Below are 15169 nucleotides of genomic sequence, written 5' to 3'. Positions count from 1 at the left end.
AATCTCTTTTTTAGGTACAACTAAAATATGAATTGGAGCTTGAGGATTTATATCTTTAAAAGCTATAACTTTATCATTTTCAAAAATGATAGAAGCTGGAATCTCTCTATTTATAATTTTAGTAAATATAGTAGCCATTGTATTTTACTCCTTTAATAAAAGATTAAAGTTCGATAGCTTGGATTCTTGTTAAGTGTCTTCCACCTAAGAATTCAGTTTTTAAGAATTCGTCTACAATTTCAAGAGCTAAAATATCTCCTGTCATTCTAGCACCAAGAGCAAGAATGTTAGCGTCGTTATGCTCTCTAGTTAATTTAGCCATAGTAGTATTTGAACATAAAGCTGCTCTTATTCCTTTAAATCTGTTGGCTGCAATTGAAATTCCAATTCCAGTACCACAAATAAGAATACCAAAATCTGCCTCTTTATTAAGAATAGAGTTAGCTACAGCTTTTGCATAAACAGGATAATCAACTGATTCAGTTGAATAGCATCCTTTATCTAAAACTTCAAATCCCTTATCTTCTAAGTGTTTCTTAACAATCTCTTTTAAAGCAAATCCACCATGATCTGCACCTAAAGCTATTTTCATCTATTTATACTCCTTAATTCTTATAGTAATAATTAGTCTTCAAAACCGTGGAAATGAGGATGTCCGTGCTCAATCTCCTCTTCAGTAGCATCTCTAACATCAGAAACTGCAACTTCAAATCTTAAATCTTTACCTGCAAAAGGGTGATTCCCATCTGCTGTGATAATCTCATCTTCGATTTTTGTGATAATAAATGATTGCTCAGAACCATCATCCATATCAGCTATAAAGTCAAGACCTTCATAGATATCATCAAACTCAACAAATTCAGATTTCTCCATATCAACGATTAAATTTTCGTCGTACTCTCCGTATCCCTCTTCTGGAGTTAATTCAATAGTAGTAGTATATCCTTTTTCTTTTCCTTCTAAAGTTTCTTCAATAGCTGGAACAAAATTTCCAAATCCGTGGATATAGAAAAATGGTCCTACCTCTTGTGTATCCTCTAAAAGTTCTCCGTTGTTTTTGTCGTAAACTTTAAACTCAAGTGTTACTACTTTTCCTTCTTCTATTTTCATATAAAACACCTCACTAAAATCCCTATACAAGACAGGGTTATTTGACACTTTAAAGCATAACATAAAATACAAGAAATTTCATTAAAAATCTTAAATTATTTAAAAAAATTCATATTTTTTTTGACTACTATACAATTTTCTTTATCAGTTAATTTTTCAAGGAGATAAAAAGCTAAATCAATAGCAGTACCAGGGCCTGAAGATGTAATGATATTGTCAGATATTACAATATCTTTCTTAATAGGAATGGCGTTATACTTCTCTAATTGTTTAAAATACCTTTCATTATCTAAAAGATATGTTGTAGCGGGAATATTTTCTAAATACCCATGAATTCCAATTGATAAAGCACCAGTGCATATTCCAATTACAGTTTTTTTATTTGAAATAAAATGATTTAACAAGGAATTTAGTGTTTCTGATTGAATATCATTAAAGAATCCTGCTTTACCAAATCCACCAGGAATTATTAAAGCATGAAACTCATCTAAATTAATAGAAGTTTTTAATAAGTTAATCTCAGGAATAATTTTTAAATTCCAAGTGGCGTTAAGTTCATCATGAATGGCACAAATTGTGGGGAAAACTTTTTTATTTCCAACAATATTATTCCAGCCAAAAACATCGATAAATGGCGATAATTCGAGGCTTTCAAAGCCATTAGATACAAAAATTAAAATTTTTTTCATAAATTTTATGGTTCCTTTCAAAAAATAGTTGACTTAATTTCCAAAAAGCTCTACAATATCTCGTATTTTAAAAGAAATTAATAATGTAAATTATATATTATTTTATAACTTTTTGATATCATTTTTAAGAACAAAATTTATTAAACAAGGAGGTAAGATGACTAAATTAAATCAATATCAAACACCTATATTCTCAACACTGAAGGACGTATATGCGAAAAGAGACATAATTCCTTTCCATGTTCCAGGGCATAAGAGAGGAAAGGGAATGGATAAAGAGTTTTATGAGTTTATGGGACCTAATCCCTTCTCAATTGATGTAACTATTTTTAAGATGGTTGATGGATTACACAATCCAAAGAGTTGTATAAAAGAAGCACAAGAGTTAGCAGCTGACGCTTATGGAGTAAAGAAAACCTTTTTCGCTGTCAACGGAACATCAGGAGCGATTCAAGCTATGATTATGTCTGTTGTAAAGCCAGGAGAGAAAATATTAGTCCCTAGAAATGTGCATAAATCAGTTTCTGGTGGAATTATATTAAGTGGATCAGTTCCAGTATATATGAATCCTGAAGTAGATGACGAATTAGGAATAGCTCATGGAGTTAGACCAGAAGTTGTTGAAAATATGCTTAAGCAGCATCCAGATACAAAGGCTGTATTAATCATTAACCCAACATACTATGGAGCGGCGACTGATATCAAAAAGATTGCAGATATAGTTCATAGCTATGATATTCCTTTAATAGTTGATGAGGCTCACGGAGCTCACTTACACTTCCATGAAGAGTTACCAATATCAGCAATAGATGCAGGAGCAGATATTTGCTGTCAAAGTACTCATAAAATAATTGGAGCAATGACACAGATGTCAATGTTGCATGTAAACTCAACAAGAGTAGATGTAAATAGAATACAGCAGATATTAAGTATCTTACATACAACATCACCTTCATATCCGTTAATGGCATCATTAGATTGTGCTAGAAGACAGATAGCTACTGAGGGAAGAGAGTTATTAACAAGAACATTGAAGTTAGCAAGAGATTTAAGAGCAGAAGCTAATAAAATTCCTGGAATCTTCTCTTTTGGAAAAGAGATAGTAGGAAGATATGGAATCCATGATTTTGATGAAACAAAACTTTCTATATCAGCAAGAGAGTTAGGATTAACAGGATTTGAGTTAGAAACTTTACTTGTTGATGATTATAATATCCAAGTTGAGTTATCAGATTTCTATAATGTATTAGGATTAATTACATTAGGGGATGATGAAGTAAGTACAGGTAAATTACTAGATGCTTTAAAAGATATCAGTAAGAGATTCTTTGGAAAAGGAAAGAAAATAGGAGAATCAGTTGGAAAAATGCCAACTATACCAGAATCAATCCTAATCCCAAGAGAAGCTTTCTACAGTGAAAATAATAGAATTAAATTCCTAGAAAGTGAAGAGAAAATTTGTGCTGAGATGATTATGGCATATCCACCAGGAATTCCAGTAATCTATCCAGGAGAAAGAATTACAAGAGATATAATCACATATATTCAAAACTTAAAGGCAGCTAAACTTCATGTTCAAGGAATGGAAGACCCAGAGTTAGAGTATATTAAAGTTATAGATGAAGAGGATGCAGTATATTTATATACTGAAAAAATGAAAAATAAAATGTTTGCTGTTCCAATGAACTTAGGAGCAAATAAAGCAGGTATTGAGTTTGGACCAGAAGTTTTAGAGGAGTATTTCCCAGATACATTTGGTGAGATGACTTATATAGATATTGAAAAACAAAGAGAGAATTTCAATGAGTGGTCATTAAAATATAAAAATACAATACTTAATACTTGTGAGAAGCTAGCAACAGCAGTAAATGAAGCAGTAAGAGATGGATATAGACCAATAACTATTGGAGGAGATCATTCAATAGCACTAGGATCAATATCAGGGGTAGCGTTAGAAAAAGAAGTTGGGGTAGTGTGGATTGATGCTCACGGAGATATGAATACTGATGAGACAACAATGTCAGGAAATATTCATGGAATGCCGTTAGCACTTTTACAAGGAGCTGGAGATAGAGATTTAGTAAATTGTTTCTACGAAGGAGCTAAGATTGACAGCAAAAATGTTGTAATTTTAGGAGCAAGAGATTTAGATGTAAAAGAAAGAGACGTTATTGAAGAGTTAGGAGTAAAAGTAATTCCTTATGATGAAGTTGTTCATAAAGGGTTAGACAACGTTTTAGATGAGATAAGAGAGTACTTAAAGATTGATAATATCCATATAAGTTTTGATGTGGATTCAGTTGATCCAGAGTTTGCTCCAGGAGTAAGTACACCAGTTAGAAATGGATTCACTCCAGAAGAGATGTTCAAAACATTTAGATTCTTATTCAAAAACTACTCTATAACATCAGTAGATATAGTAGAATACAATCCAGTAAACGATAAAAATGAGAAGACTATGAATTTTGTAAATGATTTAACGGAGTTTGTATTAAATCCAAACGTATAAGTATATAGAGGTGTGAGATGAAAAAGGCGGTATTAGCTGATTTAGAGCAGAATTATTCAACATATAGTAAAAGTTTTAAAAAAATTGTAGATTTTATAAAACATAATCAGAGCATAGTATCATTTATTTCAATAAATGAACTAGCTAAAGAGACAGGAACAAGTCCAGCTACAATAACAAGATTTTCAAAAAATTTAGGGTTTAAAGGTTATCCTGATTTCCAAAGAGTTTTTCAAAAAGATGTTGAGATATCAACTTCTCAAATGAAAGAGTTTAGAGAAGAGATTGATTCAATGTCAGGAGATGGAATTCTATCAGAAATCATAACTACAAACATAGAGCTTTTAGAGGAGATAGATACTGTAGCTATAGAAGAGCAATTAGAAAAAGCTATGGAGATGATAAAAACTAGTAGAAAATTATATATATTAGGAGCAAGAGGATCATACGCTTTAGCCTACTACTTATATTTTATGTTAAAAGAATTAAGAGAGGATGTAGAGTTGATGATATCGGGAGCGTCTGATTTTACAGATAAGCTACTTTATTCAAGCCCAGATGATGTACTGTTTACAATATCATTCCATCCATATACAAACTTTACTTGTCAAGTAACTGAGTTTTTTAAAGAGCAAGGAAATAGAATAATTACTATGACTGATAAAAAAGATTCTGTATTAGGTAATATATCTGATTTAGTAATCACCACAAAAAACGGAGGAAAAGCTTACACTTTTGTTCCAGGTATAATTATTTTAAATGCTTTACTTTTAAAATTTGGAAAACAAAATAAAGAGGAAAGTATTGAAAAATTAGACAAATTAAAAAAAATAACAGATAGATTTAATATCTATCAAAGATAAAAAAAAGAGAGCGAAAGCTCTCTTTTTTATCTTTGGTATTTTAATTTCATAAATAGATTATCTAAACTTCTTAATATAAGACCAATTAAAAGTAGCGGAAATAAGTAGAACTTAGCTGAATAATCCACTATAGAGTTATTATTAGTTCTTTTCTTTTCTAACATTTTTATTTTGTTCACCCCTTTTATTTACAAAAGTAATTATATACCACTTTTTCCATTTATGCAAGAAATAAAAAATACTTGTTTTGAAGGGGGAATTATGATAAAATATTTAATCGAAAAGTGCTTTAAAATAAGTAAAGAAGTACTAAAAAAATAGAATACATTAACAAGGAGAAAAGAAATGAGTGAAAATTTAGAAAAAAGATATGGGTTTTCAGTAGCTTTTTCAATGGTTGTAGGAATTGTTATTGGAATTGGAATATTTTTTAAAGCTGGTCAAATTTTAGTGGCGGCTAATATGAATCCAAAAATTGCCATTGCAGCATGGGTACTTGGAGGTATTATATCAATATTATCAGGTCTTACTGCAGCAGAGGTTGGAGCAGCTATACCTGAAACAGGTGGTATGATTGCATGGATTAAGAAGATTTATGGAAAAAAAATAGCATTTTTAGTTGGATGGGCTCAATTGATAATATATTTTCCAGCTTTAATAGGACTAATTGCATATTATTTTGCAGTATTTACAGGAAACTTTTTAAATATAGACCCGAGTAATACTATGTTTCTAGGTGGGACAGCATTAGTAGCTATATCTTTCCTATTTGCAATAAATATATTTACAAAAAATGTGGGTGGAAAAATTCAAACATTAGCTACAGCAGCTAAAATTGTACCACTTCTGCTAATAACTGTATTTGGATTTTTATCTAAAGATAACTCTTCTGGAATGTTTTATATGACAGAGGTTACAAGAGCGACTACCTCATCATCACCTTTAGCTTTGTTGGGATTATCACTGGTACCAATTATGTTTGCTTTTGATGGATGGATATACGTTGGAACAATTGCAGGGGATTTAAAAAATGTAAAAAAAGATCTTCCTAAGGCAATTATATTAGGACTAGGATTTATAGCAGTATTTTATGTGGCGTTGAATTTAGCACTACTAAATGTATTTACAGCAGAGGAGATTGTAAAAGTTGGAATGTTTGGAGTTGCTACAAAATTATTTGGTCCAATGGGAGCTAAGTTTATATTCTTAGGAATTATGATATCAGCTTTTGGTGGACTAAATGGTATGATATTAGCATCAACAAGAATACCATATACTCTAGCAATAGAGGGACACCTTCCAAAGAAAGAGTTCTTTGCTAAAATAGATGACAAGCATAAACAACCTATAAATTCTTCGGTAGTTATGCTTCTATTATCAATTTTCTTCTTAATAGCTATGATTATAACAGGAAATCCAGATGTATTTGGAGATATTCCAGTAGCATTGTTCTGGTTATTCTATTGTTTAGTATTTTTAGGGCTATTTATTTTAAGAAAAAAGGAACCAAATTTAGAAAGACCATATAGAGTTCCATTTTATCCAGTTGTGCCAATACTTGCACTAATAGGTGGAGCATCAATATTTATTTATGCAGCTATATCAAATCCAACATATATGGCAGTATCAGTGGCATTAACATTAACAGGTCTTTTTGTTTACAGAGAGAATTAATAACTGATAAAAAAGAGCGATTGATTAAAAATTTTTAAAAATAAAAAAAATGGTAGAGAAATCTTATTGATTTTTCTACCATTTTTTTACTTGGAATCAAATTTTGAACTAAAGTTTTCTTAAGGAAATCTTTTTAGTTTTTAGTAAAATATTCAGCCTAAAGCTTAAAATTAATAGCTATTTAATATGTATTAAAATTTGAATTGTTTTCTCATATTTTCCTGGTTTAGCAGTTTTTATACTTTCTTTTGGAATTGTCCCTTCTAAAGGTAAAATTACTTTTTGTCCCTGTCCATTATTTAATATCTCTTTTTTTATTTTGTCCTCTTTCAAATTTAAATTTATAACTTTAAGTTTAGATGGTATTTCATCATCTAAATATAAAGTGTTTGGCTCAGGATTAGCAGTAGAAATATCTAAAGAGTAAGTTGGATTTATTGTAGAATCATTATAGTACAACTCTATATTTGTTTTTTTTATCCTATCTTCAGGATTTCCAATTTGATATATTTTTCCAAAATCTAAAACTCCTATAGAAGCTACAAAAAAATCTGGTATCTTAAATATGATATCATATTCACAGGTTACTGAATTTGTATTCTCACTATCTTTGTAGACTAGTTTCATCTGATCAAAATTATTACTGTTTTTCCAATATAGAGGTGTTATTATTAGATTATTTTCCTTATCTTTTATAATTTTCAAAATGGTACCTCTTTCTAAAGTAATTTTGTCATTATCAAGTAACTTTAGATTGGTTCCATTTATAAAAATATCTTCATTTGGATGAGGTGCTCTTGGAGTAACTCCAGAAACTATTTTAAAATCTAAAACTTCATTGGGATACTTTATCTTATGATCTGGCAGTATAATAATAGGACTGCTTTGACCTGGATTATATCTTGAACTTATACTAAACTCACTGACACCATTTTCTACATTGATCTCATTTTTAAATGTATTTATTTTTAGTCGATATGTTCTACGAATATCTCCTGAAGGATCAATATGCTCAACAACTATATTGTGAAAATCGGTTCCTTTTATACTATGAAGGGACATTTCAGTTCCATTATCAGTATAGTTTAGAGTTAGATAAGCACTACTTGAATTTTTTTGAATTAAAATATTAGCTAAAACTCCTTTTCCAAATTTATCAGTTTTTATCAAATGTTTACTTCCATTTTCTAAATTTAACCTTATTGTGTGCTCATAGTTAAGATTTTTCATGATCCCCTTTTCTACCAATGGAATTACAGTTTCTGGGATTTCAACAGAATCATCTAGATTAAACTTAATAATTGTGTTGTTTGTATAATCTGACCTAAATCCAATCTCTCCACTTTTAATTATTTTATCTTTTTTAATAATAATTGATGGGAAATTGATATATTTAATTTTTTTTGTAGCTGCAACACTTTTACTATTATTGGGTAGATAGAAAAGTGTTTCATTTAACGAAGATGGTCTTGGAGAGTTTCTTGAATGAATATATGCTATTTTTTTAGTTTTAGACATAAGGGGAATCTCTATCTTATCTCCTGGAATAGTTCTAGAATACTCTATCATTTTTTTTACATCATCAGTTTTTATTGTGTATTTTAATCCACTGCTAACCCTCTCTTTACCTGAAGTTGTCAATCCATTCTCCTCTATAGAGAATGCTCCTACACCAAGTATTTTGCCATTTGATGTCGATTGAATATATGGATGGATATTTTTTAAATTATCTTCACTTGCATTATCAACCTTATACTTTGTCAGTTGAGGAGAAACAAAAATACTAGTTCTATCAGGTAAAGAATACTCTAAACTTAGCTCTTTTCTGTTTGAATCTGGTTGTTTCCCATCAACCCTTTTCCAATCTTTTTCATCAAGACTATTCACTAAAGCTATTGTTGGAAAGATATTGGAAGTACCACTTTCTCCTCGTGTTTGTTGGAGGGCAAGCATTCCTAAAAAATTGAAGTCTATTTCTTCTCCACTATTAATAGTAGTTGTATCTGAAATCTCTAAATTTTGAAGGGTAGAAGTACTCGACATATATGGAAAATTGATATCTTCATCTTGTAATGATGTCCAAGTTATATCTATGGCATCTGCAATAGTATATTCGACATCTCTTTTTTCTCCATCATAGCCAGTTGTCAATTTAATTGAAATTTTTGTATTTTCAAAGCTATATTTATTATTTTCTATTGGAGTTGTTTCAGATGTGAGTGAATATTTTAATTCTGATATCTCATCTGGATTGGATAAGTATGTTTTATCTCCACTAAAACGAACTTTCCCATCAATTCCATCACTTTCTAATGTTACTTCTGGAACCTCTATTCGAATACCTTTTGCATCCCATAAAGTTTTTGTAATCTCTTTACAATAATTTTGAAGTTTTAAACTCCCTAAATTTACATATTTTTCATTTACTTTTGCTTTAATTTCTAATCTTTTTTTCCCATCAACTACTTTTACATTATTTAGTAAAGTGGAACTTAATTTCGATAGGTATACTTCTGGATTAAATTTATTTAGTTTTATATTGTAACTATCCTCGATAACTATTCTACCAAAAGCATTTTTATGCCTCAATGTAACTATATCTTCACCTGCTGCTAAGTTCCATTGTTTAACTCCAAGAGAAATCTCTGATGCTACACCCTTTTTTAAGATATAGACATTTCCTTTCGTAGAACCAGAAACAGATGTCAATAAAACTGTTTCATTTAAATGTCCTCCTGGAGTTGTTGTAACCTCTTTTATTAACTTGTTATTTAATAAAATTTCAATTTTATGTTGCTCCCCTATTATGCTATATCCTTGCCATTCAGCTGTTAAGTTCGTTATACTTAAACTTGCAGGATGATTTAAACTTGATAACATTGCATTTGGAAGTTTTAATCCGTTGCTCTCTATGTCAAAAGTTCCCACCGTAGACCCATCAGTTTTAGGAACTGGGTTAAGGAAATTTAAATTTACACTATTTCTTTTGATACCATCATTAATTATTACATAGACCTTAGGAAAATCTATTTTTTTAGCTATGTGCTCTCCTGAAGAACTGAATCTGGGAGAGTTCGAACTTTGAACTCCTTTCACTATTGAAAACTTATTTAAATCACTATTTTGCCACGGAATTAAAACTCGCTCACTCTTTAACTTGTTTTTCTCCTCTGCATATTTTACAATTTTTTCTAAATTCTCTTTAGAGAAATCAATTTCAAAATTAACTTTTACTTTATTTTCACTTCCATCTCCAGCTTCAAGAGGGGTATATCCTCCCACGGCTATATTTTTTTTACTCATTTCACCCCTTTTGTATAGGAAAAACTTTTCTTTTCCTTGATGTGGGGTTTCTTTTATATTTATAGGAACAATTACATCCTCTTTTGAATTATCTGTTTCTAACTCTAAAATCCCTATGGGAGTTATACTTATAGGATTAAGTGGTACATCTGTGGAGAATTTCCACCCTTCAAAAGCGTCAACTCCAATCACTGGAAAAATAGATTCATCCTTTAAATTTTGACTTACATTTATCCAAATCTCAGGAATTTCAACTTTTATTTCTCCACTGGAATCTTTTATAATTAATATATCTTTAATATCAGATGTTACTCTAAAATCAGGCTCTTTTATTTCTGAATCAAAATTTAAATTCATATAATAATCTCTTCTAATTATTTTTATAGGAGAGCTAGGATCATAGTGAGAAACTGGAATTTTTATAGTTTTTCCAGAAATATTATCAAGACTTAAAATTTTAAATACAGGATAATGATTTACATATTGACAACTTAAATATATTTTCCCTGTTTTATCATTTGTATAAAACTCTTTTTTTACCTCTTCACTATTTCCATTTTCATCTAATGATATCCAACCAATCCCTTCTCTATTGTATCCGAACAGGTAAAAGCTTTCATATAATAAAGATTTCATTCTTTTATTTTCTGCAGCTTTAATATTTACACCTTTTGCTAAAATAGCATTTTCATTGAGATTGATAGGCTGATTTAAATCAAAATCATTAGATATAAATACATTTATAGTTTCAGAAATAAGATTTTTCCTAATTTTAATTTCTGGATAATTATAGCTGTATACTTTCTTTTCAATTGTTTCTAAGCTATCAGAAGCTGGAATAAAATATCCACTTTCATTTTTTTCTCCTAGTATAAGATTTATTTGTTCTAAACCTTGAGGCTTAAAAACAATCTCTCTAGCCCCATATCTTCGTATTTTTTCCATCAATCCAATAGCTGATTCTAGATTTATAGGTTTTGCTTTAATCTCAGCTTTAATATATTCATGTCTATTGTAATTTTCATTTATTCCAAAACTTCCAAGAACATTGTAATTATTTAAAGGACCTCTTAATATGACTGCATCAGATCCAGGATTTGTTTCAATCTCATCTAAATAAACATTCATATCTAATTCCCCTAAAATACTTGAATATTTTGTAGCTACCATCTCTTTTTCTTTTCCGTGTGGAGGCATTAAGGTATTCCATCCCCAACCTTTTTCACTATTCATAGGTGCTTTTGCCCCTAATGCTATGACAGGAAATACTGTTTTATCTTCGCTAGTAATCTCTGTTTCAAGGTTTTGCCAGTTTTCAATTTTAGCAAAAGTATAGATGTTATCTTCATTTAGAGTTTCACTATCTTCTATTACTATTTGATTAATACTAACTCTTCTATCTAAATATGTTGGAATATTTTTTTTAGGAAGTTTTTCAACTAAAATTTTAGGCAACGAATTTTCTAATATATCATCTACCTTAGATTTTCTACTTGGAAGATAACAGTTGTTACCATAATTTTCAAAATCTCCAGGGGATAGAGAATATGTATAGTTCTCATCATAAGTTAAGGGTATAGTTTTTATCTCATTTGTTTCATTTTCTAAGTTCTTTAAAATCTCGGCTAAATTTTTTCCCAAAATATAAAATCCAATTTTTGCATTTATTCTATTTGTAACAGGATTTACTACACCAGCTCCTACAGCAGTATAAAAAGTTTCTGAAGATGGTTTTTCTGGTGCTGATCCTGCTGCTACAGTATGTTCATAACTAAAATCTGTTAGATCAGGCATTAAGTTTACAATCCCTGTTGTTGTGGATTGATTTAAATTTACTCGATAGGGTTGTTTTAAGTTTTGGACGTGGTATCCTCCATTGTTTTTCTCATTACCTAGATAAATTACAGGAAAAAGTTTCACTCCTGCCAATGGTTTTTTTAATGCTAAACTTATATTTTTAGGAGTATAAAAAGAATAGATTTTATTCGGATATTTAGCTGTACCATCACTATTAAATTCATTTTTTATAAGGGATTCTTTTATTAAAATATCGTTATCACTTGGAGTGTTATATTCAAAATACTCCTTTAAATCCACATCCATAGAATGACCTTTGTTTATATTTAAATAATGGATTTTTTTAATATTTCCATTTAAATCCTTATGAACAATTTTAAAACGATAGCTCTCTTTATTAGAATAATGGATTTGTAAATTAAACTCCCCTGATGGAACGAAAGTTAATGCTACCTGACCTGAAGGAATTCTAATCTCTTTCCAGTCTTGAGAGTTTTTTTCTCTTCTAATCTCTCTTTTTTCTGAGCTTCCAGAGCCTATATCATAAAGTTCTGTTATACTACCAATTTCTGCAGTTGATATACCGTTTATAAATCCACTTTCAAAATTATGTTTTTTTACACTGATATCTGAGTGTGGCTCTGGTATAGTACCTACCCATCTTGAATTAAGAGGAGTTCCATTTGAATCAAAATAAATTACTTTACCATAATCACTAAATCCGTTATGATAATAAACTGTAACCTCTCTCTCTTCAATTGCTGCATTATTTTCAAGAATTTTAATATCGCCTTTAAAAATTTTAATAATACTTTTAGTATTTTTATCTAAAACTCCAATATATATTTTTGATGGAAGTTCCTCTTTTGATATATCAATTCGAAGTTTTTTAAATCCATTTACTTCAGTAATCTTATATTCAAACTTTGACCTTGCCAATTCTCTATTTTTATAATTTCTAGTTTTTTTACTACCACTAGTTACCTCTGAAGTTGCTTCTATAGAATCACTAATAAATAACTCGTAGTTATTAATATCTATATCTCTCAAATCTTTTGTTGATTTATAGTTAGAAAAATCGATATAAAGTGCTTTTTCACTTGGAATAAAATAGATATTATCTAATGATTCACTTTTTATCTTTGTAACCTCTATATTTAACTCTGCTGGTTTTGTTCTTCTAGGCAGTGCCTCAATTTTTTCTAACTCTGGTGCTATTTTATCTGGTAAATCTGGCGAGTTACCACTTCCAATAGCTCCTGAAAATAGAAATGAAAATAGTACAATAAAAAAGAGCTTGTGGAAGCTCTTTAACCTTTTAATCATAGCCCTTCCCCCTTTGTTTCATTTACCAATGAATAAACTCCCATAATTATTGGAAGCTGTCCGACATACTTTCCCTCTATAACTTCGATACTTTCTCCTCTGTCTAGTTCTCTTCTATCTAAAATAGCGTAGAACTTAACTAACTCTCTTTCGTTTTCAAGTATTATCTCGTTTTGTTTTCTATCCATTCCAACTTTTTCAACCTTTATCCATTTCTTTCTATTTGTTAAATTTATAAAGTTTGGAAACTTAAATGTCACTCTTTTTCCTAAATCTTTTTCTTTATCAGTTGTATAAATCTCCACGTGAGATACTGCTACAACTTGGTTAGGCCCAACCTCTGTATGATTTATATCCCGAAATCTAAGTGGCTCAACTATCTTTACTTTTATCTCGCTAAAACTTATTGAAAAGATAGTCATAAAGACTATCCAAACTATACTTTTATTCATGACTACCTCCTCTCATTTAACTCAACAGTTATGTATACTTTTTTCCTATGTACACCTTCACGAGATATATTTTTTCCGTCTATAAATAAATGATTATCTGTAACTAACTTTTTATTTATATATCTTGGAGAGTATATAAATGTATCTAAAGTTCCATCGCCATCCATATCTATCTCAGTTTCACTATAGTTTAAAACATAAAAGTTTTGTTTATCAGGCTCTTTATTCATCTCCAACTCAAATGGTATTGTTAGCTGCTCATCATCTATAATAAGTGCCTTTATATCTACATCTGTTATAATTTCTAAAGGTACAACTGCTTGTACTTTTGTATCTAAATTTATTGTATATGAATCCTCTAATTTCCATTTTACCTCTTCCCCAACTCCATCTGTTGTGGACTCTTCACCAGGAAGAGCAGGAATAAGAGGTATTGCAGGTAGAAGATTTGGTTGATTTTCATAGTCTTCTGGTAAAAGAGGCAAGGTAGTTGGTATATGAACCAACTCACTTGCTAATACATTACAATTTAGAAGGATTAGAATTGGAACTAATAATTTTTTCATATTTTTCTCCTTCACTTAAGAATATCTGTTTAAGTGTTAATCTGTCTTTGTCTAAATGAATAATAAATCGATTCTCTCTATCATCATAGTAGCCAAGCACTACATTTTCAGCGATTTTTCTAGCTTTATTATCCACACCTATGTATTCAACTTGTAGCATATACTTTCTAGCGTATAACCCGCTAACTTCAAAAGTTCCATCACTCTCTGGATTGAGATACTCTATTAATTTTCCTTTTGCATCTAAAACTTTAATAAGTATGTTTTCAAATAGAACCTCTCTATCTTTATCTTTTAGATTTAAACTTTTATCCACTTGAATCTCTCCAACTATAGTAACCATAGGCTTTATAGGGATATGTGCTGTCACTGTTCCAACTTGTTGTCCTAAAATCTTTATCTTTGTATCTCCAACTGTGTATGATGGTTTTCTAATCGTTGGTTTCATATCGTAAACTATTTTGTTGGGAACTCCAAAGAACATAGCCTCTCCATTTTCATCGGTATCTATCTCCTGATCTCCAATTTTAACAGCTACATACTCTACTTTTTCCTCATTAGTATCCATAACTCCATTGTCATTTTTATCTAGGAAAGTTATAACTTTAACTCTAGTGCTATCAATGCTTTCTAGTGGCTTTTGAATATTTTTTAAATCTACAACTCTATTTATACCAGCAGAGTACCTTTGAGCACCTGTTTCATCAAAATTGATTTCGCCTCTAAGCCAATTATCATAATCTAAAGTGAATCTAAAAGTAAATTTTTCCTTGTATGATTCTGAATATCCAAATTCCAATGAGTAATCAAATATATTAAAGATATTTTTATTTGTAAGTTTTAAAGTTGTTTCTAAATCTTTCCCATCCTCTAGCCAGTA

General features: G+C 30.0%; 12 protein-coding genes. 3 read left to right on the top strand and 9 right to left on the bottom strand.

Annotation, left to right across the window (positions count from 1 at the left end):
- The 4 genes from ACRC8M_RS02135 to ACRC8M_RS02120 all read right to left on the bottom strand — a co-directional run.
- Positions 1-138: HIT domain-containing protein (locus ACRC8M_RS02135; RefSeq protein ID WP_438527630.1), on the bottom strand; the 138-nt coding region annotated here is incomplete at its 3' end.
- Between the two features lie 25 nt (positions 139-163).
- A complete protein-coding gene (gene rpiB / locus ACRC8M_RS02130; protein ID WP_438527629.1) occupies positions 164-592 on the bottom strand; it encodes a ribose 5-phosphate isomerase B in 429 nt (142 codons plus the stop codon).
- Positions 593-624: 32 nt separating this feature from the next.
- On the bottom strand, positions 625-1110 hold the full coding sequence (locus tag ACRC8M_RS02125; protein WP_438527628.1) for an FKBP-type peptidyl-prolyl cis-trans isomerase: 486 nt from the start codon (positions 1108-1110) through the stop codon (positions 625-627).
- Positions 1111-1205: 95 nt separating this feature from the next.
- Complete coding sequence (locus ACRC8M_RS02120; protein WP_438527627.1) at positions 1206-1799, bottom strand: DJ-1/PfpI family protein; 594 nt, start codon at positions 1797-1799, stop codon at positions 1206-1208.
- A 157-nt stretch (positions 1800-1956) separates the two neighbouring features.
- On the opposite strand from ACRC8M_RS02120, the gene ACRC8M_RS02115 reads away from it, so the two are divergent.
- Both ACRC8M_RS02115 and ACRC8M_RS02110 read left to right on the top strand, forming a co-directional pair.
- A complete protein-coding gene (locus ACRC8M_RS02115) occupies positions 1957-4308 on the top strand; it encodes an aminotransferase class I/II-fold pyridoxal phosphate-dependent enzyme (RefSeq protein ID WP_438527626.1) in 2352 nt (783 codons plus the stop codon).
- Positions 4309-4325: 17 nt separating this feature from the next.
- On the top strand, positions 4326-5171 hold the full coding sequence (locus ACRC8M_RS02110; protein ID WP_438527625.1) for a MurR/RpiR family transcriptional regulator: 846 nt from the start codon (positions 4326-4328) through the stop codon (positions 5169-5171).
- A 26-nt stretch (positions 5172-5197) separates the two neighbouring features.
- On the opposite strand, the gene ACRC8M_RS02105 is transcribed toward ACRC8M_RS02110, so the two are convergent.
- Positions 5198-5335 carry a hypothetical protein gene (locus tag ACRC8M_RS02105; protein ID WP_438527624.1) on the bottom strand — a complete coding sequence of 46 codons (138 nt, stop codon included), beginning with the start codon at positions 5333-5335 and terminating at the stop codon, positions 5198-5200.
- Between the two features lie 181 nt (positions 5336-5516).
- On the opposite strand from ACRC8M_RS02105, the gene ACRC8M_RS02100 reads away from it, so the two are divergent.
- Positions 5517-6845: an APC family permease gene (locus tag ACRC8M_RS02100; RefSeq protein WP_438527623.1), complete on the top strand. Its 1329-nt coding sequence runs from the start codon at positions 5517-5519 to the stop codon at positions 6843-6845.
- 177 nt (positions 6846-7022) lie between these two features.
- On the opposite strand, the gene ACRC8M_RS02095 is transcribed toward ACRC8M_RS02100, so the two are convergent.
- The 4 genes from ACRC8M_RS02095 to ACRC8M_RS02080 form a co-directional block, all read right to left on the bottom strand.
- Positions 7023-13271, bottom strand: coding sequence for a hypothetical protein (locus ACRC8M_RS02095; RefSeq protein ID WP_438527622.1), 6249 nt, complete (start codon positions 13269-13271; stop codon positions 7023-7025).
- Positions 13268-13723, bottom strand: a complete 456-nt coding sequence (locus tag ACRC8M_RS02090) for a hypothetical protein (protein ID WP_438527621.1) — start codon at positions 13721-13723, stop codon at positions 13268-13270. The genes ACRC8M_RS02095 and ACRC8M_RS02090 overlap by 4 nt, the downstream gene beginning before the upstream one ends.
- Positions 13724-13725: 2 nt before the next feature.
- Complete coding sequence (locus ACRC8M_RS02085) at positions 13726-14289, bottom strand: hypothetical protein (RefSeq protein WP_438527620.1); 564 nt, start codon at positions 14287-14289, stop codon at positions 13726-13728.
- On the bottom strand, positions 14246-15169 hold a 924-nt coding region (locus ACRC8M_RS02080; RefSeq protein WP_438527619.1), incomplete at its 5' end, for a hypothetical protein. The genes ACRC8M_RS02085 and ACRC8M_RS02080, both read right to left, overlap by 44 nt.

The sequence above is a fragment of the Cetobacterium sp. genome (assembly GCF_051653945.1).
GTDB lineage: Bacteria > Fusobacteriota > Fusobacteriia > Fusobacteriales > Fusobacteriaceae > Cetobacterium_A.
Note: the sequence above shows the minus strand (reverse complement) of the source record. Positions and strands in the feature narration are given on the sequence as shown.

Bases quoted from the DNA above. Each gene is read 5' to 3' on its own strand.
- rpiB (WP_438527629.1), bottom strand. From the start codon at position 592: ATGAAAATAGCTTTAGGTGCAGATCATGGTGGATTTGCTTTAAAAGAG.
- ACRC8M_RS02125 (WP_438527628.1), bottom strand. From the start codon at position 1,110: ATGAAAATAGAAGAAGGAAAAGTAGTAACACTTGAGTTTAAAGTTTAC.
- ACRC8M_RS02120 (WP_438527627.1), bottom strand. From the start codon at position 1,799: ATGAAAAAAATTTTAATTTTTGTATCTAATGGCTTTGAAAGCCTCGAA.
- ACRC8M_RS02115 (WP_438527626.1), top strand. From the start codon at position 1,957: ATGACTAAATTAAATCAATATCAAACACCTATATTCTCAACACTGAAG.
- ACRC8M_RS02110 (WP_438527625.1), top strand. From the start codon at position 4,326: ATGAAAAAGGCGGTATTAGCTGATTTAGAGCAGAATTATTCAACATAT.
- ACRC8M_RS02105 (WP_438527624.1), bottom strand. From the start codon at position 5,335: ATGTTAGAAAAGAAAAGAACTAATAATAACTCTATAGTGGATTATTCA.
- ACRC8M_RS02100 (WP_438527623.1), top strand. From the start codon at position 5,517: ATGAGTGAAAATTTAGAAAAAAGATATGGGTTTTCAGTAGCTTTTTCA.
- ACRC8M_RS02095 (WP_438527622.1), bottom strand. From the start codon at position 13,271: ATGATTAAAAGGTTAAAGAGCTTCCACAAGCTCTTTTTTATTGTACTA.
- ACRC8M_RS02090 (WP_438527621.1), bottom strand. From the start codon at position 13,723: ATGAATAAAAGTATAGTTTGGATAGTCTTTATGACTATCTTTTCAATA.
- ACRC8M_RS02085 (WP_438527620.1), bottom strand. From the start codon at position 14,289: ATGAAAAAATTATTAGTTCCAATTCTAATCCTTCTAAATTGTAATGTA.